Below are 22993 nucleotides of genomic sequence, written 5' to 3' on the forward strand. Positions count from 1 at the left end.
CTGTACCAAGATTAGGAGACAATATCGCGTCTACCGATCGCCCGCTATTATTATGGAAACTCGTCCTCCTAATTCAGTCGCTCCCCTGCCGAAGAATGAATTGGCCCGGCTTCGCGAGCTGGATCGGTATAAGGTCCTAGACACTCCGCCGGAAAAAAAATACGACGGAATCACCAAAGCGGCCTCGCTTATTTGCGGAGCCCCGATCGCTCTTATTTCTTTGATCGATGCAAAACGGCAATGGTTTAAGTCCAAGACAGGATTGGAGTTATCCGAAACTCCTCGGGATATTTCGTTCTGTCAATTTGCGCTGCAAGGTCAGGAAATTCTTATCGTAGAGGACACGTCCAAGGATGAAAGATTTCAGGAGAACCCCTTTGTGTTAGGGCCGCCTTTCATAAAATTTTACGCAGGCGCTCCGCTTCTGACGCCGTCCGGAATCGCGGTTGGAACACTTTGCGTATTTGACACGGTCCCTCGAGGCTTGGATTCGAAACAACTGGAAGCTTTGAGAGCCCTGGCAGATTCGGTCATCGCCTATATGGAATTGGAGGCGAATACAAGGGAGCTCATTCACGCTCAGGCGATTACTCTGGACTTACAGAAAGCTAGAGAGCAATTTTTCGTGAATATGAACCACGAATTCAGAACACCTGTACATGGGATTCTAGGCATGGTCGATTTACTTCATCAGACCGAAACGAATCTGATACAATCGGAATATTTGGATTCGGTGAAAGAAAGTGGAGAACATTTAATTAGATTAATAAACGACGTTATCGATTTTAGCAAGGCGGAATCGGGAGCCCTCGTACTAAGCTCTATCGAATTCGACTTAATTGAACTGTTAAGGGGGATCGGGAGCTCGGCAATAAAGGAAGCCGAGAAAAAGAAACTGACTTTCTCGTTAAATCTTCCTTCGGATATTGAACGCCTTGAAGTAAGATCGGATGCGGGTCGTGTTCGACAAGTGGTTTCGAATATAATCTCCAACGCACTCAAATTTACCGAACGTGGAAAAATAGTTTTTTCTTTGGAAAACCTTTCGGACTCCGAAACGTATGTTCGAGCTACTTTACGAATTCAAGATACAGGAATCGGAATCGCTCGGGAAAGAATCCCGGATCTTTTCGAAGCCTTCTCCCAACTGGATTCGTCCAATTCAAGAAAATACGGCGGAACGGGTCTCGGGTTGGCTTTGAGTAAAAAAATCTGCAATGCCTTGGGATGGAAAATAAACGTTGAAAGCCGCGTGGGGGAAGGAAGCACCTTTCTCTTGGAAATCGTTTTGACGAAGGCAAGCATCGCAGGAGTCTCCTTTACCGAAGGGCCGAAGTCGAATTTACCGAATAGGCTGGATTTCTCCGGCTATTCGACGATTAGTATCCTAGTCGCCGAAGACAATCCGGTGAATCAAAAACTGATCAGCAAAATGATAGAGAGAATGGGCCTAGCCTGCGAAGTCGTCTCTAACGGACTTGAGGCTTTAGCCTTCTGGGAAAAAAGGGAAATCGATCTTCTTCTGCTCGATATTCAGATGCCGGAACTTAGCGGTTTAGATACGGCGAGGATCTTGAAATTGAAACCCACTTCTCGTAAAATCCCGTGGATCGTCGCAGTTACCGCTCACGATAGTCCGGAAGATAGGGAACAATGCGCTAAGGCCGGGATAGACGATTACTTGGGAAAGCCGTTTCGAATCGAAGATTTAGCCGAAAAAATCCTGCAATACTTGCGAACCGCTTATTTGCCCTTCCCAAGTTAATATTAGCCCGCCTTAAATTCGCCTATCCGCTTTGTCCCGGAAATAGAAAATTCGAGAGCATTCTTCGCCCCCCTTCGGTAGCGAAAGATTCCGGATGAAATTGAATTCCTTCTAAAGGTCTCCGCTTATGGCGAATTCCCATCAGTTCTTTTCCGCAAAACGCGGTGAGTATCCATTCATCTGACAACCCGCTCGGGTCGACGACCAAGGAATGATAGCGCATAACGTTTAAATCCTTTGGCAAATCGGTAAATACTCCTTTTCCATCGTGAGTAATCGCGGATACTTTGCCGTGCATAGGAACTGAAGCCGGGACGACGGAAGCTCCTGCGACGAATGCCATTCCTTGCATTCCTAAACAAACGCCCAGAATAGGAATTCGTTCGTCAAGTTTTAACAGAATCTCCGCTGAAACCCCGAAATATTTCGGGTCTTTCGGAGTTCCCGGGCCGGGTGACAATACGATACGATCGTATTTCATCGTCTCGATCTTTGAAAATTCGATTTCGTCGTGACGAAACACGTCGAGTCTAAATCGAGAATCGAGTTCATCTTCCAAAAGTTCCCCCAAATACTGGAACAAATTGTATGTAAAAGAATCGTAATGATCCACTAATAGAACTTTCATTTTGATACCTCGTCAATCGCTCTCAATACCGCTCCCATCTTGTTTTGAATTTCCTGATACTCCGACTCGGGAACTGAATCGTAGACAACGCCGCCCGACGCGCGAATAAACCCCTCCTCTCCATTTTTAAAGAAACTCCGAATCGGAATGCAAAATGAACAGTTTCCGTCAAAACCGAAACGACCGATCGCTCCGCCGTACGGCCCTCTAGGATCGTTTTCGATCCTCTCTATGATTCGCATCGATTCCATTTTCGGAGCTCCGCTTAAAGTTCCGGTCGGGAACGAGGAAGCCAACCCCGAGAACATGTCCTTCCCGGATCGAAGAATCCCCGAAATCTCGGTGGAAAGATGTTGAACATGACTGAATTTTTTTAACGCGAACGAATCTCTTACCTTCACAGTTCCGAATTTTGCGACTCGTCCCAAATCGTTTCGATGTAAATCCACTAACATATTATGCTCCGCGATTTCTTTCGGATCGGAAAGAAGTTGAAACGCGAGATTTCGATCTTCCTCATCGTTCTCCCCTCTTCGAATCGTACCCGCCAAAGGAAAGGATTCTAATACTCCGTCTTTCAATCGAAATAACAATTCGGGACTTGCACCCAAAAGCGCCTGATCATGAAAAGCCATATAGAACATAAACGGCGACGGGTTTATTGCGCGTAGAGCCTCGTACAATTTCAGATTCTCTCCTCGAATTTCATACGATCGCTTAAACCCTATTTGGCATTGGAACGTATTTCCGAGGCGAATTTCTTCCTTTGCCTCTTCTACCATCTTGCGATGATCCTGCTTGGTTCTAGACTGTCCCAAATACTTTAAAGAAATAGAATTCGATTTAAGATCCTTTTTCTTGTAGATATCTTCGAATAATTTATAGCGATCGATGCCGTAATAAAAGTAACTGGACTTCCCCGTCCTACGATCGATTAAAATCCCGTCTTCCATCCAAGCGAATTGAAACTTGGGAAATTGAGCGTGCTCCTTTAATCCCAATCCCGGTTCCATATCGTTTACCGCTTCGTAAGAGAGGAATCCATAAAGACCTCCTCCACCCGATTCCGTACTTTCCAGAAAAGATCTGTGAAAAGTACCGGTATTCGAATCCGTTGAACTCGGACTTCTTCGGGGAGAGAATATCTCCGACAACAAATGATAGGGATTCCCCTGACCCAAGAACACTCCGTCCATATCCAAACGATTTCCTTTTGCCGTAAATGTTCGTTTGGGAAATCCTGAAATGAACGTGTACCTGGAATTGTCCGATTCCGGCCCTAGACTCTCGAGAAGCACTGCAATCGGAGATTCCGAAAGTAATGAACGGAAAAAACGATCCGTTTCCTCTTCTCTCAACGGAAACGGTTTCAAAATTGGTCGTGGAGATAAAGATTCCACCTGGTTTCTTAAATCGCGTATTTCTAAGCGCATACGTTCCTCCTGGAATTTTTGCAATCGGTCCGAAAACGGACCACTAAAGTTAAATGAAAGATTTATTAAGGAAAAAATTATGCCCCAGAGCGGGGCCAAGAGAATGAACTATGCGCAATTAGATCCGATTCTAATTCAGCCGAAAATATTATGAAATTATTGAGTAGTCTCATTCCAATAACATCTCCAAATTCCCTTTTCCGGCGGGAACCATCGGCAAAACATGCAGCGTCGGATCCACAGGGATAACGGCAAAACCAGGACCTGGTTTAACGAGAAACTTCCGCAACTCGTCGATAGGATTCGCAACCTCCGCTAAATTCAAGCTCGGGATATCGAATGCCTGCGCGACGGCCGCCAATTTGGATTCACGCTCGTAAGAACTGCCGTAAAACCTACTTTGGAAGAAGAGTTCTTGCTGCTGACGAACCAATCCCAAATGCCGATTATCGAATATTAGAATTTTTACATTCGATTGCAGATCGGCCAGAGTATCCAATTCCTGAATATTCATCAAAATAGAACCGTCTCCCGAAATGCAAAGGACTGTCTTCTTCGGCATAGCTAACGAAATTCCGATCGCGACCGGCAATCCAAAGCCCATCGTTCCAAGACCGCCTGAAGTAACCCAAGTCCGGCGATTTTGAAAAGGATAAAACTGGGCCACCCACATTTGATGCTGGCCAACGTCGCTCGTTAATATCGCGTCGGACCCGAGCGATTCTTTGCAAATCTTCAAAATCACATCCGGTGAAAACCCGCCGTTAGTTCGGAGATTCGGAAGCGGAAATAGTGCCTTCCAGCTCGAGACGAGCGAATTCCATTCCCCCCTTCTTCGTGAGGGAATTCCAACGGCGTTCTTCAGAAAATCATACAAATCCGTCTGAAAGGAAAGATCCGGCTTTCGCAGCTTCCCGATCTCTCGAGGATCGATGTCGACATGAACGACTTTTGCGTTCGGGCAGAATGTTTCCAACTTTCCAGTAGCTCTGTCGTCGAATCTTACTCCGAACGCCAATAGTAAATCAGATTCTTCTAATACTAAATTCGTAAACGGAGCGCCGTGCATTCCCAACATTCCTAAAGACAAACGATGATTTTGAGGAAAGCAATCCAAACCCATTAACGTCGAAGTCACCGGAATATCCTGGGATTCCGCAAAATCCCGTAACAGATATTCCGCTGCTGCGAGTTTGACTCCGCCGCCGATATACAAAACCGGTCGTTTACAATCCCGTAGAAGCTCGCAAAAGCTTACAAACTTCTCTTCGAAAAAAGGGTCCACAAACGTTATTTTCCCGGATGTTTCCAAAAGATCCCACTCTTCCAAGGTCTTTTCCCAATCCCCCTCGTACGGAGATAGTTGAACGTCTTTCGGAATATCTATCCATACTGGTCCCGGACGGCCCTCTTCGGCAATTTGAAATGCTTCGCTTAACGCGGAGATTAATTCCTGAACTGATCGAACAATATAATTCCTTTTTGTAATAGGCTTCGATAGTCCGTATGTATCTATTTCCTGAAACGCGTCCGTACCGATCAAAGATGTCGAGACCTGTCCGGTAATCGCCACTAGAGGCACTGAATCGCATTTAGCATCGGCGATTGCCGTTACAAGATTTGTCGCTCCCGGTCCCGACGAAGCCAGGCAAACCGCTACCGCTCCGGTTGCCCTCGCTATTCCTTGGGCAATAAACCCTGCACCTTGTTCATTGCGGGCTAGAATATGGCGAATTCCGCTGCCATGTAAAGCATCGTATAGCGGTAGGTTTGCTCCTCCCGGAATTCCCACAACCGTTTCGATTCCTTTATGTAAAAGAAAATGAACGACAATCTCGGCCCCGTTTGTAGGAGCATTCGAATTTTGTGATATATCCTTTTCCAATACGGTCTTAGTTTTCATTTTTTTCCTCTACGTAAAATCGATAAAAAAAGCCCCCCTCGGCTTTAGCCGAGGGGGGCTTTTTCGAAGATTGCTGTCTGCGAATGATCCCTACGGCGTAAAGCCAAGCCAAGGTAGCGTTACCACTACCAGCATCCATTCGACCAACCAAAGGGTGGTTACACTAGACTGTTGTTTTACGGAATTCATTCTAAACTTAATAAAAGCCTTACGGCCTTCGCCCATTCGAATAATTATATTTTAAAATTGCAAGATTTTTTTATTCTAGCCGAAATCTGCGTGAAAGTTCCGATTTTTGTTTCCAACTAAAAAAATCCGTGCACAATCCTGAAAACGAGGATAATTATGATCGGTGCCGCTAAAAGTGTTCAATATTTCGGAATGTATCTTGTTTTTGAAGGAATTCTTTTATTAATCATTCCTGATTTCTTTCTAAATCTCTTCCTTCTTCAGGCGGCCGACGTGTGGGTCCGAATTACCGGCCTTTGTCTAATGATTCTCGGTTATTTTTATTTCAATATGGGAAATCAAAATGTCAGGCCATTTTTGGTTCTTTCTACCCATACTCGGACATTTCAATTCATAATTTTAGGAATCTTCGTTGCACTGGAATGGATCGGGCCGACCATTCTTATAGCCGGTGGAGTTGAACTTCTCGCCGGTATTTGGACCTTTTTTGAATTGCGTAACGAGGCGAGAACCGTTCGAAAATAGACTCGCGCAATTTCCCAACTCGAAGTTCTATAAGGAGTCTAATCTGCTAAGGAAAAAATCATGGCAAATGTCACATTAAAAGGAAGTCCCGTTCAATTGGAAGGGAAGTTGGTACAAGTAGGAGACAAAGCTCCTGACTTTGCTGGAACTGCAAAGGATCTCAGCTCGAAAAGTTTAAAAGACTTCGCGGACAAAGTAAAAATTTTAGTCGGAGTTCCCAGTCTTGACACCTCGGTTTGTGCTCTGGAAACGAAGAAATTTCACGAGAGAGCGGCAAAGTTGGACGGAATCGTCACGATCGTAATTTCCGGAGACCTCCCGTTCGCAATGAACCGATTTTGCACGACTGAAGGAATCGACTCACCGAACTTAGTCACCCTCTCTCAGTTTCGGGATTTTTCCTTCTCGAAGGCTTTTGGGACGCATATCGCCGACGGCGGACTCAAAGGCTTATCGGCAAGGGCCGTGTTTGTTTTAGATAAGAACAATACCGTAAAGTATGCGGAGCTAGTGCCGGAAATCGCCAGCGAACCTAATTACGAGGCGGCCGTCGCCGAGGCGAAGAAACTAATTTAGAGATCCTATTCTTAAGATGAAGTCCTAAATAAAAAACCCTTTCCCGGCAAAGCCGAGAAAGGGTAAGAAAGATCGGTTTTCGATTTTATTAAACGAAGAACTTTTTAGTGAATTGAATCATCTTATCCACGAAACCGGTGTAAGGAGGATACAGCATATCGATCGAAGCGAAAGCTGCCTGTTTAAATACGGATTTTTCATGGGAGAAAGTTTTAAATCCCCACCAGCCATGATAGCTACCGTGTCCGGAATGGTTTATCCCTCCGAAAGGCAAATGAGGATTCACCAAATGCACGATTACCTCGTTCACCGAAGCTCCGCCTGAAGAAGTCTCTCTCAATACCTTCGAGATTGCTCTATTATTTTTTCCGAATACGTATAAAGCTAACGGCTTCGGTCTCGAAACTACTTTCTCGATCGCCTCGTCCAATGTCTTATAAGTGAGAATTGGCATGACAGGCCCGAAAATTTCATCTTCCATGATATGGGAATTTGCAGGAACGTTCGTTAACAGCGTTGGAGCGATATAATTCTGAGCGGAATCCGTATCGCCTCCCATCACGACTTTCGCCCCCTTTTCCACTGCTTCATGGATATAACCCGACACCCTCTGGAAATTCCGTTGGTTGACTAAGCGGCAAAAATCCGGATTTTGTTTGATGGATTCGTCCGATTTACCGTAGAAACTAGCGACCGCTTCTTTTGCGTATTTTACGAACTCATCCGTTTTTCCTTCCGGAAGTAGAAGGTAATCCGGAGCGACGCAAGTTTGACCGGCATTCATGATTTTTCCCCACATGAGTTTTTTAGCCGCTTTCTTTAAATCTGCGTCCGGTACGATGATCGCCGGAGATTTTCCTCCCAATTCCAAAGTCACCGTAGAAAGATTTTTTGCTGCGGCGGCCATGACGATTTTCCCCACATGCGTACTGCCGGTGAAGAAAATATGATCGAAAGGAAGTTCCATTAATGCCGTTGATACGGTATGGTCTCCTTCGAAGACCGCTACCTCTTCTTCGGGAAATGTCTCCTTAACGAGTTTTACCAGAAGTTTGGAAATTTCCGGGGTAAATTCCGAAGGTTTGATGATCGCCGTATTTCCGGCTGCGATTGCGGCAACCAGAGGAGCTATCGCCAAATAAAAAGGATAGTTCCAAGGAGCGATAATCAAACTGACTCCTTTAGGTTCATAAACCACTTTGCTGGAAGCACCGAATAAGGACATTGGAGTTTTTACCGGAACGGGTCTCATCCAACTCTTAACGTTGCGAATGGCATCGTTCAGTTCTCCGATGGACGGCATAATTTCCGTGAGATCGGTCTCATGATAAGCCTTTCGAAAATCCTTTTGAAGAGCTTGCTTGATCTCCGGAGTCAGTCTTTCGACCGTGGCTTTAAGTTTTTTTAGACGTAGAATCCTGTCCTTCGCCTTTGTAAGCTTTAAGACCGTATGAAATTGGCGTTGTTGTAGCTTAAAAATTCTCTCCATTTCCTTTGGATTGGCGGGCGGAAAAACGACCATGCTGGCCGGAGGGGCGGAAGCTGTCGTTGTGGGATTTGGGGTTGCTGTCGTTGGCATGAAAAGCGCTCCTTATTCAGGTGGTTCTACCCTTTTGGGTTGGGTTTTCGAGTCGGGAACCAAGGTAATATAAAACCAAATTTAAGAAGAAGAAGCAACCTTTTTATTGAATGATCATTCCGTAACAGTTGTAGAATTTTCCTTCTAAAAAGGGGGATTTTCGGTTACTAGCGAACAGTTGCGCAATCAAACTAATCGGAAAAACCGCCCCGAAAATTACTACAAAAGGTCTATTTTTTATTTCTAAAGTGACTAACTTGCTTTTTTATGCGAAGCACAAATAATTTGTCTCTTTATGCTGTGGAATCTAACTATTTTCCCCGTATAATTCGTTTAGCAACGGATTATTTTTAACATAAATCAAATTTGCAAAATCTTGACAAAGAACGGCGACGTTTCCCAGAGTTATATACGATATGAGCCAAGGAAAAGCCCTTGAACTGTTCCACCATAAAGATTACGGAGTCTTCAGCAATCTGAAGGACTTGAATCAACCAATTCAGGAAAATCTACCATTCCATTTCAAATTTCATAATCTAACCGAAAACGTGGATAATGTTCTCGCGAGAGTTCTGGATCGATATCTATTGCATTTGGATATAATTTTCGTAAGAGATTCGGTTCTTGCCGCCCTAAAAGAAACGATTACGAATACGATCAAAGCAAATGTTAAACGAATTTATTTCAGGGAATTGCAGGCGGATATCCAGAATCCGGCGGTATATAGAAGTAAAATCGTAGGTTTCAAAAAATCGTATCTTGATAATAAGGAAAAATACGAGGACCTGCTATTTAAAAATAATTATGTGGTCCTGGTTTCATTCATACACAGTAAAGACGCGATACGTATTCGCGTGATGAATAACGTTAAATTAAGTCCTGAAGAAGTCGATCGGATCAACCAAAGGATCGAAAAGGCCAAAACTTATAACGACTTGGCGGAAGCCTTCGTGGAAAAAGGCGACGAGACCGAAGGCGCGGGACTCGGCTTAATCATGACTTTGATGATGTTGAAAAACGACGGACTTGGCGCCAGTTCCTATAGAGTGGAAAGCCAAGGCAACAACACTTCGGTCATTATCGATATTCCGATTAGAATCCAACGCGAGAATATCCAACTTCAAAAAGCTGACGAGATTATTAAGCAGGTCGATCAGTTACCTACCTTTCCTAAAGCGATTCAGGACATCCAAGCGACGATCGATAAACCGAATTCAAGTATCGGTCAGATCGCGGAGATGATCAAACGTGACGTGGCATTATCTGCGAATATTCTTAAGCTGGCAAACTCCGCCGCTTTTCGTCGGGGAGGTAAAGTCGAATCCTTGGATCGCGCAATCCAATTAATCGGACTCAAAGAACTTCAAGTCCTTCTTTATTCGCTGGGAACCAAACAGATTTTGGAGGAAAAATTTCCTGCCTTCCTTGCAATTTGGGAAAAATCGAACCAGTGCGCATATTACTGCAAGCTGATCGCGCTGAGACTATCCATGCAAAAGGATACGGTGAGTAATTTAATGTCGGTCGCTCTATTGCACGATATCGGAGAAATCATTCTTCTTTCTCTTGAATCGGGAAAGATGAATAAAATCCAAAATTACTCAGCTTCGAAAGAAATAGCTTCCGCCATAACTTTAGAAGAAGCAGCCTTCGGAATTACGCATACGAAGATCGGTGCATTGATTTCCGAGAAATGGAATTTTCCGGAACTCTATTCGCGTGGAATGGAATATCACCATCGCCCTCTTTTGGCGGAAGAGCATTACAAAGAAATTATTTTCCCCATTTACTTGGCGGACACGATGATAAAAATTAATAATGAAGAGGCGAAGTACTCGGAAATTCCGGAAGAAGTCTTAAAGTATTGTAAATTTTTTACTTCAGGTGATTTTCATTCCTTTAGGACTAAAGCCTTGGAAAGTTTCGAGGCTACATTATAAGTAAGTTATTCATATTTTTAGAATTCATTCTAGTACATAAAATATTTCCATCGGAATGCCAATATGTCGGCAATTACGATGGGATTTCTAACGTACGGTTGAAAATCGTCTTTACCTAAGGATGTTGTAATTTAAACCTTTGGGCATATTGCCATAAAGAAACTGCGAAACGATAATGTAGTCGTCTCTGGGAAGTTTCTTTTATGGCCGATACTACAAAAAAAATATCAAAAATCTGGTTCGCACTCGGGCTTTGTTCTTTAATCTCCTGCTCGTCGCAGCAAAATCCTGATTACGCCTGGCTCCTAAGCCTTGCACAGGGGGCGACTCCCGTAGCCGCTCCGACAGGAAGCTCGGATTTTAGCGTGCAAGTACAGGATGCTTCAACTCCCGTTGATTTTGCATTCGATACGACTCGAACTCTGACCGTAAACGTGCAGGTAATCGACCCTGTAGCTCCGGTCAATGGAAGCCTAGTGCAATTGACGGTCGCTTCCGCTACCCCGGGTACGCCGAGTAACAAATCGATTTTTACCGCATATACGAATACAAACGGGCAAGTAACCGGAAGCTTTACCGTCGACAGCGATACGAATACTGTGCATCTTCAAGTACAGGCTTATGGAAAATTCTACGACATTGATATCAATATTACTAACGTAACGGTGATCAACCGTAGGATTTCCATCTCGTTTACGGCAAATGAAACCCTTTTAGTCGATACGGACGGAGACGGGGTTCCGGACGTGAACGACGCTTATCCTCTGGATCCGACTCGAGCCTTTATCGTTCGGATCCCCGTATCGGATTACTACACTATAGCTTTCGAAGATTTATTTCCTAACGAGGGGGACGCGGACTTTAATGATTATGCGGTTCGTACCTATTTCGAAGAGGATTTGAATGCTAAGGGAGGAGTGGCGCGAGTTCGAGGTTATTTTACGCATGTAGCCAAAGGAGCCGCCTACAATCATACGCTTCATTTTAGTTTGCCGAACGCTGCCTCCGTAAGTTCCTACACTCTGAATCGCCTAGGATATGATGGAACGACAGTCGAGCAAGCATTAAGCGGAACAGGGCCGGCGATCTCAGGCTTGGAAATACTCGGCAACAGCTCTACGACTATCCAGTCCTGGAATTCCAGAAAAACGGACACATTTCATGTCGGGAAATCGGCTCATTTGGAAGTCATTCTTTCCGCGCCGATATCCACTACAAACTTAGGTCCACCGCCGTTCGATACGTATCTGCACGTAATCAATACGAATAAGGACATTCACGCAGCCGGTAAATTCTTCGATGCAAAGGGCGCCGACTTATATAGAGATTCTACTGGATTCCCTTGGTATTTATTGATTCCGGGTAATTTTTTATGGCCCTACGAAGGAGAGAATATCCGAATTCCTTATTCTCAGTTCAAAACTTGGTACGAGTCGTTGGGAACCACGGACATCGATTGGTATCGAAATCCTGACAAGACGAAAGTATTCCAATCCACACCATAACTAACTCCTGAAAGAGTATTAAGAGCATCCTTCGACCCTTCCCTCATTCGGCCGGGGGAAGGGAATTTTTTTCCTTTCCCGGTTAGCGGAGTAGCTTTAACGTGATCTATGTGGCGACGGGAATCCTAAAACCTAAGGACCTAAAGCGTCTTTCTATCGATCCGGCAACGGAGAAGGCCTTAGTATACTTCTTATCCCTCGTTGAGGAAATCTCGCCGATCGTCGCCTTGGATAAATTTAACACGATTCATTTTGCGAACGCTTCTTTTCAAAAGGAATTCCGCGTCCGATCTAGCATGATCGGCGTCAGTCTTTTCTCCATTCTAAAATTAGATTCGAAAGAGGAAGCCAACCTCCGGGAAAATCTGAATAAATCCCGTAATATAAAATTGCAAAACCAAGAGTTTAGGAAGGGAAATAAATTTTACGGTTATACGGCGTTTCCTTTCGGAAACAGCACCGGCATGATCCTAAAGGATATTAGCCAAAACAAAAAACTGCAAAAGAAAATCGCAAATTTGCATACCAAGGTTCTTGCGTCTCAGGAAGAAGAACGCTCTCGCCTAGCGCGGGAACTCCATGACGGCGTTGGTCAACTCATCCTAGCGGCAAAATTGCATTTTCAGGCATACCAAAAATCCGCGGTTGATCATGCCGATTCCTTCAAGTCCGGTCTCGGCCTGATAGATCGGGCAAGTCAGGAGCTAAGGGAAATCTACACGAACTTACAACCTTCTTCTTTAAAAGAACTCGGTCTAGAGTCGGCGCTTAACGCACTTGCAACGGGAATCTTTCCGCTTCAAAAAATAAAGGTAAAGACTGAATTCAAGGTCCCGGAAAAGATTCCCCAAGTCGTGCAAAACCAAGTCTTTAGAATTCTTCAGGAAATCTGCGCGAATATTCTGAAGCACGCTCAGGCCAATAGGGTGGAGATTCACATCACATCCGAAAAGGGCACCTTAGTCGTTTTCGCAAAAGATAACGGAAAAGGATTTCGAGAAAAGGAAGCTAGAATTAAACCAACCGGATTTGGCTTGGAAAACATCCGGCGTAGAGTCGAGGACATGAACGGAACTCTATTCTTAGAATCGGAACTCGGAATAGGTACGACCTATGTGCTTCGAATTCCGCTGAAACAACGTTCGAAGGAGAAGATATGAACACCCAACCATCAACTTGTAAACTCTATCTCGTAGACGACCACGCGATCCTAAGGGAGGGACTCAGGTTGATTATTTCCGGCCAAGCCGATCTACAAATCATCGGCGAGAACGGTAACGCCGAACAAGCCTTAGATGAGATCGGAAAATTAGAACCGGATATCGTCATAACCGATATTTCTATGCCCGGCGTCAGCGGTATCGATTTAGTGAAAGGAATCAAACGTTACTATCCTAAGATTCAAGTCATCATTCTCTCCAGACACGATAACGAAGAGTATATTCAAAAATTGGTCGATCTAGGAATTAACGGATACGTATTGAAGGACGATGCCGGAGAAGATTTGTTAAGAGCCATCGATGCAGTTCGCCGTAAAGAGACGTATCTTAGTCCTCGCATAGCAACTAGAGTCATTTCAGGGCTCAATAAGAAAAAAACGGGAGAGCAGTCCGAAGAAGGACCGTCCGTATTTTCGGTCCTATCCGATCGTGAACGCCAAATTCTAAAATTGATTTCGGAAGGTAACTCCAACGAAAAAATCGGTAAACTACTGCATATATCGCCGGCGACCGTCAAAGTTCATAGAGCGAATATCATGAAGAAGTTGGATCTTCATAAGGTCGCGGATTTGGTAGTTTACGCGATTCGAGCCGGAATCGTGGAAAGTTAGAAACGAACGCAGAGTAAATGATTCAAAGTATCGCAGGTATCCGCGAATGAATTATTAAACGAAGTGATATCGGTGGCTCCGGAAACTCCGTATTCCCCCGTATTTCCGAGAGTATTATCCGCCCAATTTAAGCAAGTGGTGCCTGTCGTCCAGGTATTGGATATTCCCGTCCAGATATGAATTGCGGAACCCGGAATCGCTTGATTCAAAGGAAGACTTGGGAGTGCGCCGGCCGTTGTGGAAAATACCAAGGTCGGATTAGGATAATTTTTATAATACGATGTCGAAGCATGCAAAGGCCAACCCGCTCCGCCGGCCGTCCTGCCGGTGCCTACTATCAAAGCTTTATACTCCGTGCTAGTTCCGGGTAAGCTTGCGCCGTCCGTCGCCTTCGCACCCGAACAAATCGCATCCGCCCCGCTCACACCGCCTAAATTTCCGTTACTGGTACCGGAAGTCACAAAAATATATTTGAACGAAGTCGGCGAATTGGCTCCCGAGCTTGACTGCAATACGCTTAACAATAGATATTCGTCTCCTTCCGGAAACGGTTTTGAACAGAATAATAATTGGGAACCTACGTTAAACGAAGAAAAAAGGAACAAAAGTTTTATAATGCACTTTTTCCGACGCATAACCCCTCCTTAGAATTTCCAAGTATAGCTCATTTCCCAACGACTTGCAAATCCTTCTCTAAAGGAGGAATTTACCGCCGAAGGTGTATCGGGACGAATTTTAAGATCTAGAGTCTGATTTGCGGGTAAGCGATTTTCCCACCAGAGGGAAGCGACGATTCCTATGATAGCGATACCGCCCAGAGCGAATTGGTTACGCTGATACATTTCGTATTCCGATTTGTCTTTCGCACGGGCGTCCCAAAGATATAAAGTCGAAAGAGGAGAAAGCTGTGTTCCCAAAAGGCCGATCACTTTAGGATCGTTTTTAGGGTCGTTAGCCAGCCGATTTCCGGCCTCCCGCTCCGCATTTCCTAAGAAGGCGATGGCTGCGAATCCGCTCCACACGCCGATCGCTTTTAATTTTTCTCCGTTCCGATAAAAGCCCCAACCGGGTACGAATACTCTGGAAGAACTCTTGGGCTTTGAAAGCCCTTCCTTTTCGGCTAAGGCAACTTCCTTAGGCCTGTCTTGCTCCACCTTAAAGTTAGTCCAAGGTGTGAAGGAAGAAGGTTTTCCAAAACGATTTAAAGCCGCGATTCGATATTCGTAGATGCCCGATTCCAATTTGAATTCGATTTCATTCTCTTGAACTTTCTTTTCCAAGATTAGACTCTGCGGAGGCGCCGCATTCCGTACTTCGACTAGATAACCTCTGCCGCCTTTCACTTCCTTCCATTCGATATAATAAATGAAACTTCTACCTTCGGAAAATACGGCGGAAAAAGATGTGAATAATATTAAGATAAAATAAAATACTTTCAAACTTTCCTTGTTCTTTCGTCTTTTAAATATTCTTTCCATGAATCTTTTTTCAAGGTCGCGCCCCGCTAGATTTAGTTTCGGGCGCTTCTAAGTCTTCTCTTAACTGTATTCTAAACTCGGCTTCGGATTTAATCGAGGGATTTTCTTCCGATTCGATAGACCATAAAAAGGTACCGACGTCTAATTTTTCCAAATCTCGAAAAGAAAAGCGATCTCCTTTCGTCTTTCTTTCATACACTAATTCGTCTTTTCCGAGTTTTCGCACAAAGAGGCGGAGCTTCCAATCGGATTGTTTAGTGGAAGGTTTAAACTTCCATCGAAAGACCAGGCTTTCTTTACCGGTCATATCGACTAAAGATCCGTTTTTCGGGAACTCCTGCGATAACGCATCGTTATTCGTCGACTGAATCTGCTCTTTTAACGGAGTTTGAGTTTGCGGGGCTTTTGCGACGGGAGATTCAGGCAGAACGATTGCGAACTTACGCGACTCGGATATAGCATCGGTCCCGGGTAAATTGGTATAAGATACTACTCTCCAATAATAGTTACCGGGATCTAAGGTCATCGAAAAGTTCGTTCGAAACACTTGTGATTCCCTCACGTTTGAGAAAGAAGAATCGTTCGAAATCTGAAGACGATATCCGCTTGCGATTTTCTGTCTTGCCCATGCGAACGAAACTGTTCGCTCTTCTTGAACGCTGTCCATCTTCGGGTAGAACAGCTCGGGGAGAGGATTCGGAAGAACTCGAAATTTACGAATATCCGATATTCTCTGTCCGTTCCGAGATCGAATCCTCCAAAAATAGATTCCTTCCTTGAACTTCTGACGAAGTCCCTTTTCTTTAACGATCCTTGTTTCGATGATTTTGCTAAAATCTCTCTTCGAGGAAACTTCCCAAACCGAATCGTCGCCGCCATCCCAGCGAAACTCGACCGGTTGCTCCGGCTCTTGCGGGAAAAATCTATGCGATTCCTCGGGTAGGATTAAATTCCATTTTTTCTCCGCTTTAACGGCGTTTAGAGCGGTCTCCCCTTCTCCCAATCTCACCTTCGCGGTTCCATCTTCCTTCCAGATCACTTCTCCTTTTCGCACGTTTACGGAAAGACCATCCGGTGAATTTGTTATCCGAAATGAAGAATCCGACTTAGCGTCCAGACCGACTTTTCCCGATAAAACTGAAAGTACCTTCTTACCGTCGACCAGCAGACTCCCTTCGCCCAAATGCAGTATTTCCCGATTTTCCTTTAACTGCAGAACGACCATTGATTGCGGATCCAGCTCGATTTGAGTACCCGAATTTAAATGTACGACCGCTTCCGAGGCTTCGTCGGTTCTGACAGAATCCTTATCAAAAACGGACATACCTTGTTCCAAGTCTTCCCAAAGCATCCTATCCGGAAATTTTCTCTGCGCCGTCTTATATCTAAAGGATACGTTGCCTAGAATTTCTTTTACGGAAGCGCCTCTAGATTTAGATTCGAAATAAAGCAAATATAACGACATCAGAAAGACTAGGATGCAAAGTAATCCGACTTGAATTTCTCGAATATAAGACCGCAAATTCATGATTTTCTAATATGCCAATGCGGTAGACGGGCCGGTAGGTTCGGGAATTTCACAGATTCTTCTGACTTCTTCCAAACTTTTGGGGCATTCGGGGTCTTCCTTCCAACCCAGAACCGCATATAGGTGTTGCGGTTCTTCCTTGCCTCGAATCCAAACCGGAGGCAACGCCTCGAACAAATAATAATCTTTTACTTTTTCGTAAGAAGAACTTGATATTAAAATATCGGTTCCGAAATCCTTCGTAAGATATTCGATCCGCGAGGCCAAATTCACAGCGTCTCCTATGACGGTGAATTCGAATTTCTTTTCCGAACCGATCTGCCCTACGACCACGGCCCCGGTATTAATTCCGCATCCGAATCTTGCCTTCGGGCGACCGATCTGATTTCCGATTCGATTGAATTCGATCAGAGCATTTCTCATTAAAAGCCCCGCATTAACTGCATTCCTTGTATCGTTTCCATCCGAATACAACGCGCCCCAATGGGCCATAATCGCGTCCCCGATGAACTTATCTACGATCCCTTGTGTTAGATAGATGCACTCCACCATTTCGGTAAAATATGCGTTCAAAAATTCAACGACTTCACTAGGCTTTAATCGTTCGGACATACCGGTGAAATTCCTTAAATCCGAAAAAAATACCGCAACTTCTTTCGTTTCTCCCCCTAAAGAAACCTCGCCCGAAAGAGCGCGTTCCGCGATTTCCTTATTCACGAATTTACCGAAGGTGTCCTTGATTTTTTCCCTTTCCTCCAATCCTTGGGCCATCTTTAAAAATGAATTAGTAAGAACTCCGACTTCGTCTCTTGTGACCGGGCGAATCGCTACGTGATAATTCCCTCTTTCGATCTGCCTCGTTGCGCTTAACAGATTGATAATAGGCACAGTAAGCGTTCGGGAAAAAAGAAACACGACTAAGAAAGCGATCGATAGGACGCAAAGTAGAATATAAAGATTCTGTCTTCGAATTTTATACACTGCTTCGAAGGCCTTTTCCGCCTCGATCGAAGAAATTACGGCGAGATTGCCGTCTTCCAATTGTTGGAATGATCCGAGCGTTTCCTTTCCTTCGTAATCGGTCGTCCTGGAACCATTGTCGGTAGGATTGCGAAGTAGAAATTGAACTAGGGGATTCTTCGAATAATCCTTTTCCGAAAGCGCCTCGGTTTCATTCGTATGAGCGACCAATTTTCCTTGGGAATCGACGATCCAGATTTCGAATAATTCTGTTTGCAACGCCGATCGGGCCGATTCCCATAAATCGGTAGGCGCCAGTAAAAAGAAACTAGCTTCGCTACCGCCTTTCTTTCTTTCGGAGAATAGCACCAACGGGAATCCGAATTTGGCACTAATATTCGATACGTGCAGTTTATCAGAATCGGACGAAAGGAGTTTTGCTTTCTCCGCCGACGGTATCGAATTCCATTTTGTGCGAATGAGATCTTCCTCAGTTCTCAACTCTTTCAGAAAACGGGCATTCAAAAATAAATTCGTTTCTCCTCCCTTTGCTTTTCCCCAAGCCAAAATTCTAGGCTGACTCGCAAAATAAGTTTCTAAATCCTTGGGTGGAAATCCTTTCTTAGAGTTTGCTCCCGGCAAAACCTGTCCCGGAGATTTTTCGTAAAATTCATCGGCCTTATCGGCTAGATCTCGCACCTTTAGGCCGACTTGTAACCCGGTCAATCGAGCGAGACTCAAGTTGTATTCTTGAATTAAAGAAACCGTATAATTTCTAAATAGCGTCGTAGCTAGCGCGATCATAAATCCCATACTGAGGACGACGATTGCGGATACGATGGATAACAGCTTTACCCGTATTGTAATTTGGGAAGGACGAAATGCTTCCCTCTCGGCGGAATCCTTTCCGGACTTCCCGTAATTTGCGAACTCGGAACGAACTTCCTGAACCGGCGCAGTTCTCTTAATAGGAGAGAAAGGTGTTGGAACGATTTTCTCCTTTAGGGGAAACCGATCCTTCAGTGCGCTTAATACCCTATCCGCCTCGTCCAAGGAATACCAAAATAGAACCGGCGATTTTTTTCCCTTGGTTTGCAGAAACGAAACCAGCTTTTCCACCGATTTGTCGGACAAATTAAATTTGGACCCGTCAAGAGTCGTAATCGAAACCTGCTCCGATTTCAGATTCTTGATTAACTTTATAAAACCCGGGTTCTTTTTCCAAGCTCCGGCCTCGGTCGGACTGCCCCAAAGGATTACTTCTCTAATCCCTCGAGTGTGAACTTCCTCTAACCAGGGCTGCTCTTCCTCCGATTCGGGAGTAAACCTTTGGACGTAGAGCGAAAGCCCGGAATCCAACGCGTATTCGAGCATTTATTCGTATGCCTCCCCATCCATGGGGTTCGGAGTTTCTCAAAACTACTTCGTTTGTCATTCGAAAATCCTTTTTCCAAAAAAGGGAACCCGATTTACATTCGGGAATTCCCGCTAAAAATGCCGCAACAATGCCACATAATCAATGTCCGGCGACTTGTTCCGCTAAGAGAAAACCCTTTTCCTAATCCCGTAGATTCTTACGGTGTGGTTATGAACGAAATTGATTGGCCGACGATTCTCCGATTCCATTGGGTGATCGGTCCGGTATTCGCAGCGCTTGGAATTTTGCTCGGTTATATTTTTGGCGGGTTCATAGTTCCGAAGCTCGCTCGGAATCTTACGAAAGATAAATTAGACAAGCAGCACCCGCTCTATCTCGCATTGCTATCGTTCGTTCGTTACTTTTTCTTAATTTTAGGATTGTACGCCGCGATTCATGCGTCGTCATTGCATTCCGATGCGAAGAATTCCTACTTCGTATACCTCAAGGTCCTCGCAATTTTATTTTTTACTCTCTCCATCGCTAACGTCGCAACGGGGTTTTTCGAATTATACTCTTCGAAAAACGAAGGCATCCTTTCCTCGGCTTCGATTTTGAATAATATTTTGCGCATCGGCATATTGCTGATCGGCGGATTAGTGATTTTACAAACGTTGGGAATTTCCGTTGCTCCCGCCTTAACCGCATTAGGCGTTGGAGGATTGGCCGTCGCATTGGGATTGCAGGAAACTCTTTCGAATCTTTTCGCCGGTCTGGAGGTTTTGCTTGGGAAGAAAGTCCGAGTGGGTGATTTTATAACCTTAGAAACCGGAGAAGAAGGACATATAGAAGATATCAGCTGGAGAACTACCTCTTTGCGAAAACTGAACGGCAGCACGATCGTCATTCCGAACGCAAAAATGTCCAAAACGACCTATATAAATTATGAACTCCCATCTCCGAACGTATCGATCGGCGTCTCCCTATCCGTTTCTTATCAAAACGATCTTCAAAGAGTGGAAAATATCTGCAAAGAAGTCGCAAAGCAAACACTGCAGTCCATTTACGGAAAAAGGACCGAGGTTGAGCCTCATGTACGCTTTCAGGCGTTCGGACCGTCTAGTATCGAATTGGCGGTGACATTTCGATTAAAGGAAATAACCGATCAATATTTATTGAGATCGGAATTTATTAAATCCTTGCACGCAAAGTTCAGATCGGAAGGAATCGAATTTCCGACATCCGCGCAAAACAGAGTTTAGACGATTTTATTCTATATTTATCGTTGAGGACCTGAAAAGGCGAAACACATGCGAATTGAAAATTATCGAGGCATTTGGTTTTATATCCACGTTCTCAGTTTGGATATTTGTCTAGGAGTGGCGGGATCCGGGGCGTATGCGGTCACGGTCACCGGCGCTAAAATGAAATGGGCCTGGTGGATTCTTCTCCCGTTGAGCGTCTGGGTGGTTTATACTGCAGACCATCTATTGGACGGAAGAAAATTACGTGAATCCTCAATCAACCCGCGGCACAAGTTTCATTTCGAATATTCAAGACTTCTAATGATTCTGGCAGCTTGTAGTGCGATCTTTTGCGTAGCGCTCGCTCTTTTCTTCGTAAGGGAAATCGTTTTCCTTGGAGGATTGATTCTTTCCGTTCTCGCAATCGTTCATTTGTCGTTAGCCTCCTGGGGAAAAATTAGGTTCGGAAAGGAATTTTCCGTCGCGACAATTTATACGTTAGGAGTTTGGTTCGGTCCCCTCCTCGTAGTCGGCTTCCGATCTTGGTTAACGGGAGTCTTATTGATGCTTTTCTTCCTAGGAACCGTCCTAAACTTGATCATGAATTCGTTGATGGAAATGGATCTGGACGAAAAAGAAGGACTCGTCTATTTGCTAGGAACCTTTTCTCCTGAATCCGCGAGAGATTGGGCGCTTATATTTTCCTTATTAGGAACCGTAACCGGAATTTTACTCGCAGGTTGGACTCGAAAATTCGAGCCGACCGAATCGGTTTCCGCCTGTATTTTCGCATCGCTGCTTTGCGCTGTCCCCGGAATTATTTTACGATACTCGGCTTTCTTTTCGGGTTCGCAACGATACAGAATTTTAGGAGAAGGAATCTATATAATCGGTTTCGTGCCTTGGTTATTATCTTGGTAATCGGTAGGCGCTCTTTTTTACAGAACGCCTACTCGTATTTTCAAGGAGCTATATAAACGCTCGCTCCCTTTTCCAAGAATTCTTCCGATTTCTCTTTCATCCCTTCGCTTACAGCATCGAGCTCCGATAGCCCTTTTTCTTCCGCGTATTTTCGAAGTTCCTGGGTCAGATTCATCGAACAAAAATGAGGGCCGCACATGGAACAAAAATGCGCTGTCTTCATCCTATCCTGGGGTAAAGTTTCGTCGTGAAATGACTGTGCAGTTTCGGGATCCAAGGAAAGAGCAAACTGATCCTCCCAACGAAATTCAAAACGAGCCTTGCTTAGTAAATCATCCCTTTGTTTTGCGCCGGGATGTCCTTTCGCAAGATCAGCCGCGTGCGCGGCGATTTTATATGCGATCACTCCTTGCTTGACGTCCTCTTTATCCGGAAGTCCTAAGTGTTCCTTAGGAGTTACGTAACAAAGCATCGCGGTTCCGTGCCAACCTATAATCGCCGCGCCGATCGCGGAAGTGATATGGTCGTAGCCGGGCGCTATATCGGTAACTAGAGGACCGAGAGTATAGAACGGGGCTTCCTTGCAAATTTCCATTTGAAGATCCACATTCTCTTTGATGAGATGCATCGGAACGTGACCCGGACCTTCGATCATGACTTGAATATCTTCTTCCCAAGCTTTCTGTGTGAGTTCGCCTAATGTTCTTAATTCTCCGAACTGAGCCTCGTCATTTGCGTCCGCTATGCTTCCCGGTCGAAGTCCGTCTCCCAAAGAGAAGGAAACTCCGTATTTTTTCATGACTTTGCAGATTTCGTCGAACCGCTCATAAAGAAAATTTTCTTTATGATGAGCCAAGCACCATTTTGCGATGATTGAACCGCCTCTCGAAACGATGCCCGTAGTACGCTTAGCAGTTAGCGGAATATATCTTAACAAAACACCGGAATGAATCGTAAAATAATCCACTCCCTGTTCGGCTTGTTCCTCCAAAGTCTCTAAAAAAACGTTTAGGTTTAGGTTTTCCGCCTTTCCTTTCACTTTTTCCAGAGCCTGATATATGGGAACCGTTCCGATCGGAACCGGCGAATTACGAATCACCCATTCGCGAGTCTCATGAATGTTCTTTCCGGTGGAAAGATCCATAACCGTATCGGCTCCCCATCGAACGGCCCATCTTAGCTTCTCAACTTCTTCTTCGATGGAGGAAGAAAGAGCGGAATTTCCTATATTCGCATTTATCTTTACCAGAAAATTCTTACCGATAATCATCGGCTCTAGTTCCAAATGCTTTTTATTCGATGGGATGATCGCGCGACCACGGGCGATTTCGGAACGAACGAACTCGGGTTCCATGCCTTCTCGCAGAGCTACGTATCTCATTTCTTCTGTTATCGTACCGCGTCTAGCATAGTACATCTGCGAATGATTCGAATCCTCGCTTCTTTGTCGAATCCAGGGCTCGCGTAATTTTGGAATTCCGATTTTGAAATCGCGCGGGACCTCCCCTTTTCCCCAAGGACCTTCGGTAGTATAAGCATGATATCGAGTTCCGTCGGTAAGATGAATCTCTTTATTGGGAATTTGGTATTTCGATGCGAAATCGTTTTGAATTGGGTCCATATATGCCTCT

At 44.7% G+C, this 22993-nt stretch carries 18 protein-coding genes; 9 read left to right on the plus strand and 9 right to left on the minus strand.

Annotated elements, in window-relative coordinates:
• Positions 1 to 52: 52 nt before the first annotated feature.
• Positions 53 to 1765: a GAF domain-containing hybrid sensor histidine kinase/response regulator gene (locus LEP1GSC058_RS10025; protein WP_016550964.1), complete on the plus strand. Its 1713-nt coding sequence runs from the start codon at positions 53 to 55 to the stop codon at positions 1763 to 1765.
• Positions 1766 to 1787: 22 nt separating this feature from the next.
• Here LEP1GSC058_RS10025 and LEP1GSC058_RS10030 read toward each other — a convergent pair whose 3' ends face one another.
• The 3 genes from LEP1GSC058_RS10030 to ilvB form a co-directional block, all read right to left on the minus strand.
• Positions 1788 to 2393 carry an anthranilate synthase component II gene (locus LEP1GSC058_RS10030; protein ID WP_016550631.1) on the minus strand — a complete coding sequence of 202 codons (606 nt, stop codon included), beginning with the start codon at positions 2391 to 2393 and terminating at the stop codon, positions 1788 to 1790.
• On the minus strand, positions 2390 to 3826 hold the full coding sequence (locus LEP1GSC058_RS10035; RefSeq protein WP_039948275.1) for an anthranilate synthase component I family protein: 1437 nt from the start codon (positions 3824 to 3826) through the stop codon (positions 2390 to 2392). The genes LEP1GSC058_RS10030 and LEP1GSC058_RS10035 overlap by 4 nt, the downstream gene beginning before the upstream one ends.
• 169 nt (positions 3827 to 3995) lie before the next feature.
• Positions 3996 to 5729, minus strand: a complete 1734-nt coding sequence (gene ilvB, locus LEP1GSC058_RS10040; protein WP_016550208.1) for a biosynthetic-type acetolactate synthase large subunit — start codon at positions 5727 to 5729, stop codon at positions 3996 to 3998.
• Between the two features lie 345 nt (positions 5730 to 6074).
• Here ilvB and LEP1GSC058_RS10045 point away from each other — a divergent pair, with 345 nt between their 5' ends.
• Together LEP1GSC058_RS10045 and tpx are read left to right on the plus strand one after the other, a co-directional pair.
• Positions 6075 to 6443 carry a DUF2065 family protein gene (locus tag LEP1GSC058_RS10045; RefSeq protein WP_016549386.1) on the plus strand — a complete coding sequence of 123 codons (369 nt, stop codon included), beginning with the start codon at positions 6075 to 6077 and terminating at the stop codon, positions 6441 to 6443.
• A 60-nt stretch (positions 6444 to 6503) separates the two neighbouring features.
• A complete protein-coding gene (gene tpx / locus LEP1GSC058_RS10050; RefSeq protein WP_016549836.1) occupies positions 6504 to 7019 on the plus strand; it encodes a thiol peroxidase in 516 nt (171 codons plus the stop codon).
• Between the two features lie 88 nt (positions 7020 to 7107).
• On the opposite strand, the gene LEP1GSC058_RS10055 is transcribed toward tpx, so the two are convergent.
• Entirely contained in the window at positions 7108 to 8598 is a 1491-nt protein-coding gene (locus LEP1GSC058_RS10055; RefSeq protein ID WP_039948277.1) for an aldehyde dehydrogenase family protein, read from the minus strand.
• Between the two features lie 416 nt (positions 8599 to 9014).
• On the opposite strand from LEP1GSC058_RS10055, the gene LEP1GSC058_RS10060 reads away from it, so the two are divergent.
• The 4 genes from LEP1GSC058_RS10060 (at position 9015) to LEP1GSC058_RS10075 (ending at position 13874) form a co-directional block, all read left to right on the plus strand.
• Positions 9015 to 10538, plus strand: a complete 1524-nt coding sequence (locus tag LEP1GSC058_RS10060) for an HDOD domain-containing protein (protein ID WP_016551016.1) — start codon at positions 9015 to 9017, stop codon at positions 10536 to 10538.
• Positions 10539 to 10741: 203 nt separating this feature from the next.
• A complete protein-coding gene (locus tag LEP1GSC058_RS10065; protein ID WP_016549978.1) occupies positions 10742 to 12043 on the plus strand; it encodes an LruC domain-containing protein in 1302 nt (433 codons plus the stop codon).
• Positions 12044 to 12153: 110 nt separating this feature from the next.
• A complete protein-coding gene (locus LEP1GSC058_RS10070) occupies positions 12154 to 13203 on the plus strand; it encodes a sensor histidine kinase (protein ID WP_039948550.1) in 1050 nt (349 codons plus the stop codon).
• A complete protein-coding gene (locus tag LEP1GSC058_RS10075; RefSeq protein ID WP_039948278.1) occupies positions 13200 to 13874 on the plus strand; it encodes a response regulator in 675 nt (224 codons plus the stop codon). Before LEP1GSC058_RS10070 ends, LEP1GSC058_RS10075 begins: the two co-directional genes overlap by 4 nt.
• On the opposite strand, the gene LEP1GSC058_RS10080 is transcribed toward LEP1GSC058_RS10075, so the two are convergent.
• The 4 genes from LEP1GSC058_RS10080 to LEP1GSC058_RS10095 are packed head-to-tail and all read right to left on the minus strand — an operon-like array spanning position 13871 to position 19214.
• The gene (locus LEP1GSC058_RS10080) at positions 13871 to 14509 is read right to left on the minus strand and encodes a DUF1554 domain-containing protein (protein WP_016550440.1); all 639 of its coding nucleotides are present in this window, start codon (positions 14507 to 14509) and stop codon (positions 13871 to 13873) included. The genes LEP1GSC058_RS10075 and LEP1GSC058_RS10080 overlap by 4 nt on opposite strands.
• Positions 14510 to 14518: 9 nt before the next feature.
• On the minus strand, positions 14519 to 15352 hold the full coding sequence (locus tag LEP1GSC058_RS10085; protein ID WP_016550570.1) for a hypothetical protein: 834 nt from the start codon (positions 15350 to 15352) through the stop codon (positions 14519 to 14521).
• A 10-nt stretch (positions 15353 to 15362) separates the two neighbouring features.
• On the minus strand, positions 15363 to 16880 hold the full coding sequence (locus tag LEP1GSC058_RS10090) for a FecR domain-containing protein (protein WP_016549423.1): 1518 nt from the start codon (positions 16878 to 16880) through the stop codon (positions 15363 to 15365).
• Between the two features lie 6 nt (positions 16881 to 16886).
• Positions 16887 to 19214, minus strand: coding sequence for an adenylate/guanylate cyclase domain-containing protein (locus tag LEP1GSC058_RS10095; protein WP_016550355.1), 2328 nt, complete (start codon positions 19212 to 19214; stop codon positions 16887 to 16889).
• A 213-nt stretch (positions 19215 to 19427) separates the two neighbouring features.
• On the opposite strand from LEP1GSC058_RS10095, the gene LEP1GSC058_RS10100 reads away from it, so the two are divergent.
• Entirely contained in the window at positions 19428 to 20459 is a 1032-nt protein-coding gene (locus LEP1GSC058_RS10100; RefSeq protein ID WP_016550144.1) for a mechanosensitive ion channel family protein, read from the plus strand.
• Between the two features lie 48 nt (positions 20460 to 20507).
• Positions 20508 to 21362: an LA_0991 family prenyltransferase-like protein gene (locus tag LEP1GSC058_RS10105; RefSeq protein WP_016550725.1), complete on the plus strand. Its 855-nt coding sequence runs from the start codon at positions 20508 to 20510 to the stop codon at positions 21360 to 21362.
• 40 nt (positions 21363 to 21402) lie between these two features.
• On the opposite strand, the gene thiC is transcribed toward LEP1GSC058_RS10105, so the two are convergent.
• On the minus strand, positions 21403 to 22983 hold the full coding sequence (thiC, locus tag LEP1GSC058_RS10110; protein ID WP_016549569.1) for a phosphomethylpyrimidine synthase ThiC: 1581 nt from the start codon (positions 22981 to 22983) through the stop codon (positions 21403 to 21405).
• Positions 22984 to 22993: the final 10 nt, after the last annotated feature.

Source organism: Leptospira fainei serovar Hurstbridge str. BUT 6 (assembly GCF_000306235.2).
Classification (GTDB): Bacteria; Spirochaetota; Leptospiria; order Leptospirales; family Leptospiraceae; genus Leptospira_B; species Leptospira_B fainei.

What these genes read in the sequence shown, in the direction of transcription:
- LEP1GSC058_RS10025 (WP_016550964.1), top strand. Translation starts at nt 53, where the DNA reads ATGGAAACTCGTCCTCCTAATTCAGTCGCTCCCCTGCCGAAGAATGAA.
- LEP1GSC058_RS10030 (WP_016550631.1), bottom strand. Translation starts at nt 2,393, where the DNA reads ATGAAAGTTCTATTAGTGGATCATTACGATTCTTTTACATACAATTTG.
- LEP1GSC058_RS10035 (WP_039948275.1), bottom strand. Translation starts at nt 3,826, where the DNA reads ATGCGCTTAGAAATACGCGATTTAAGAAACCAGGTGGAATCTTTATCT.
- ilvB (WP_016550208.1), bottom strand. Translation starts at nt 5,729, where the DNA reads ATGAAAACTAAGACCGTATTGGAAAAGGATATATCACAAAATTCGAAT.
- LEP1GSC058_RS10045 (WP_016549386.1), top strand. Translation starts at nt 6,075, where the DNA reads ATGATCGGTGCCGCTAAAAGTGTTCAATATTTCGGAATGTATCTTGTT.
- tpx (WP_016549836.1), top strand. Translation starts at nt 6,504, where the DNA reads ATGGCAAATGTCACATTAAAAGGAAGTCCCGTTCAATTGGAAGGGAAG.
- LEP1GSC058_RS10055 (WP_039948277.1), bottom strand. Translation starts at nt 8,598, where the DNA reads ATGCCAACGACAGCAACCCCAAATCCCACAACGACAGCTTCCGCCCCT.
- LEP1GSC058_RS10060 (WP_016551016.1), top strand. Translation starts at nt 9,015, where the DNA reads ATGAGCCAAGGAAAAGCCCTTGAACTGTTCCACCATAAAGATTACGGA.
- LEP1GSC058_RS10065 (WP_016549978.1), top strand. Translation starts at nt 10,742, where the DNA reads ATGGCCGATACTACAAAAAAAATATCAAAAATCTGGTTCGCACTCGGG.
- LEP1GSC058_RS10075 (WP_039948278.1), top strand. Translation starts at nt 13,200, where the DNA reads ATGAACACCCAACCATCAACTTGTAAACTCTATCTCGTAGACGACCAC.
- LEP1GSC058_RS10080 (WP_016550440.1), bottom strand. Translation starts at nt 14,509, where the DNA reads ATGCGTCGGAAAAAGTGCATTATAAAACTTTTGTTCCTTTTTTCTTCG.
- LEP1GSC058_RS10085 (WP_016550570.1), bottom strand. Translation starts at nt 15,352, where the DNA reads ATGGAAAGAATATTTAAAAGACGAAAGAACAAGGAAAGTTTGAAAGTA.
- LEP1GSC058_RS10090 (WP_016549423.1), bottom strand. Translation starts at nt 16,880, where the DNA reads ATGAATTTGCGGTCTTATATTCGAGAAATTCAAGTCGGATTACTTTGC.
- LEP1GSC058_RS10095 (WP_016550355.1), bottom strand. Translation starts at nt 19,214, where the DNA reads ATGCTCGAATACGCGTTGGATTCCGGGCTTTCGCTCTACGTCCAAAGG.
- LEP1GSC058_RS10100 (WP_016550144.1), top strand. Translation starts at nt 19,428, where the DNA reads ATGAACGAAATTGATTGGCCGACGATTCTCCGATTCCATTGGGTGATC.
- LEP1GSC058_RS10105 (WP_016550725.1), top strand. Translation starts at nt 20,508, where the DNA reads ATGCGAATTGAAAATTATCGAGGCATTTGGTTTTATATCCACGTTCTC.
- thiC (WP_016549569.1), bottom strand. Translation starts at nt 22,983, where the DNA reads ATGGACCCAATTCAAAACGATTTCGCATCGAAATACCAAATTCCCAAT.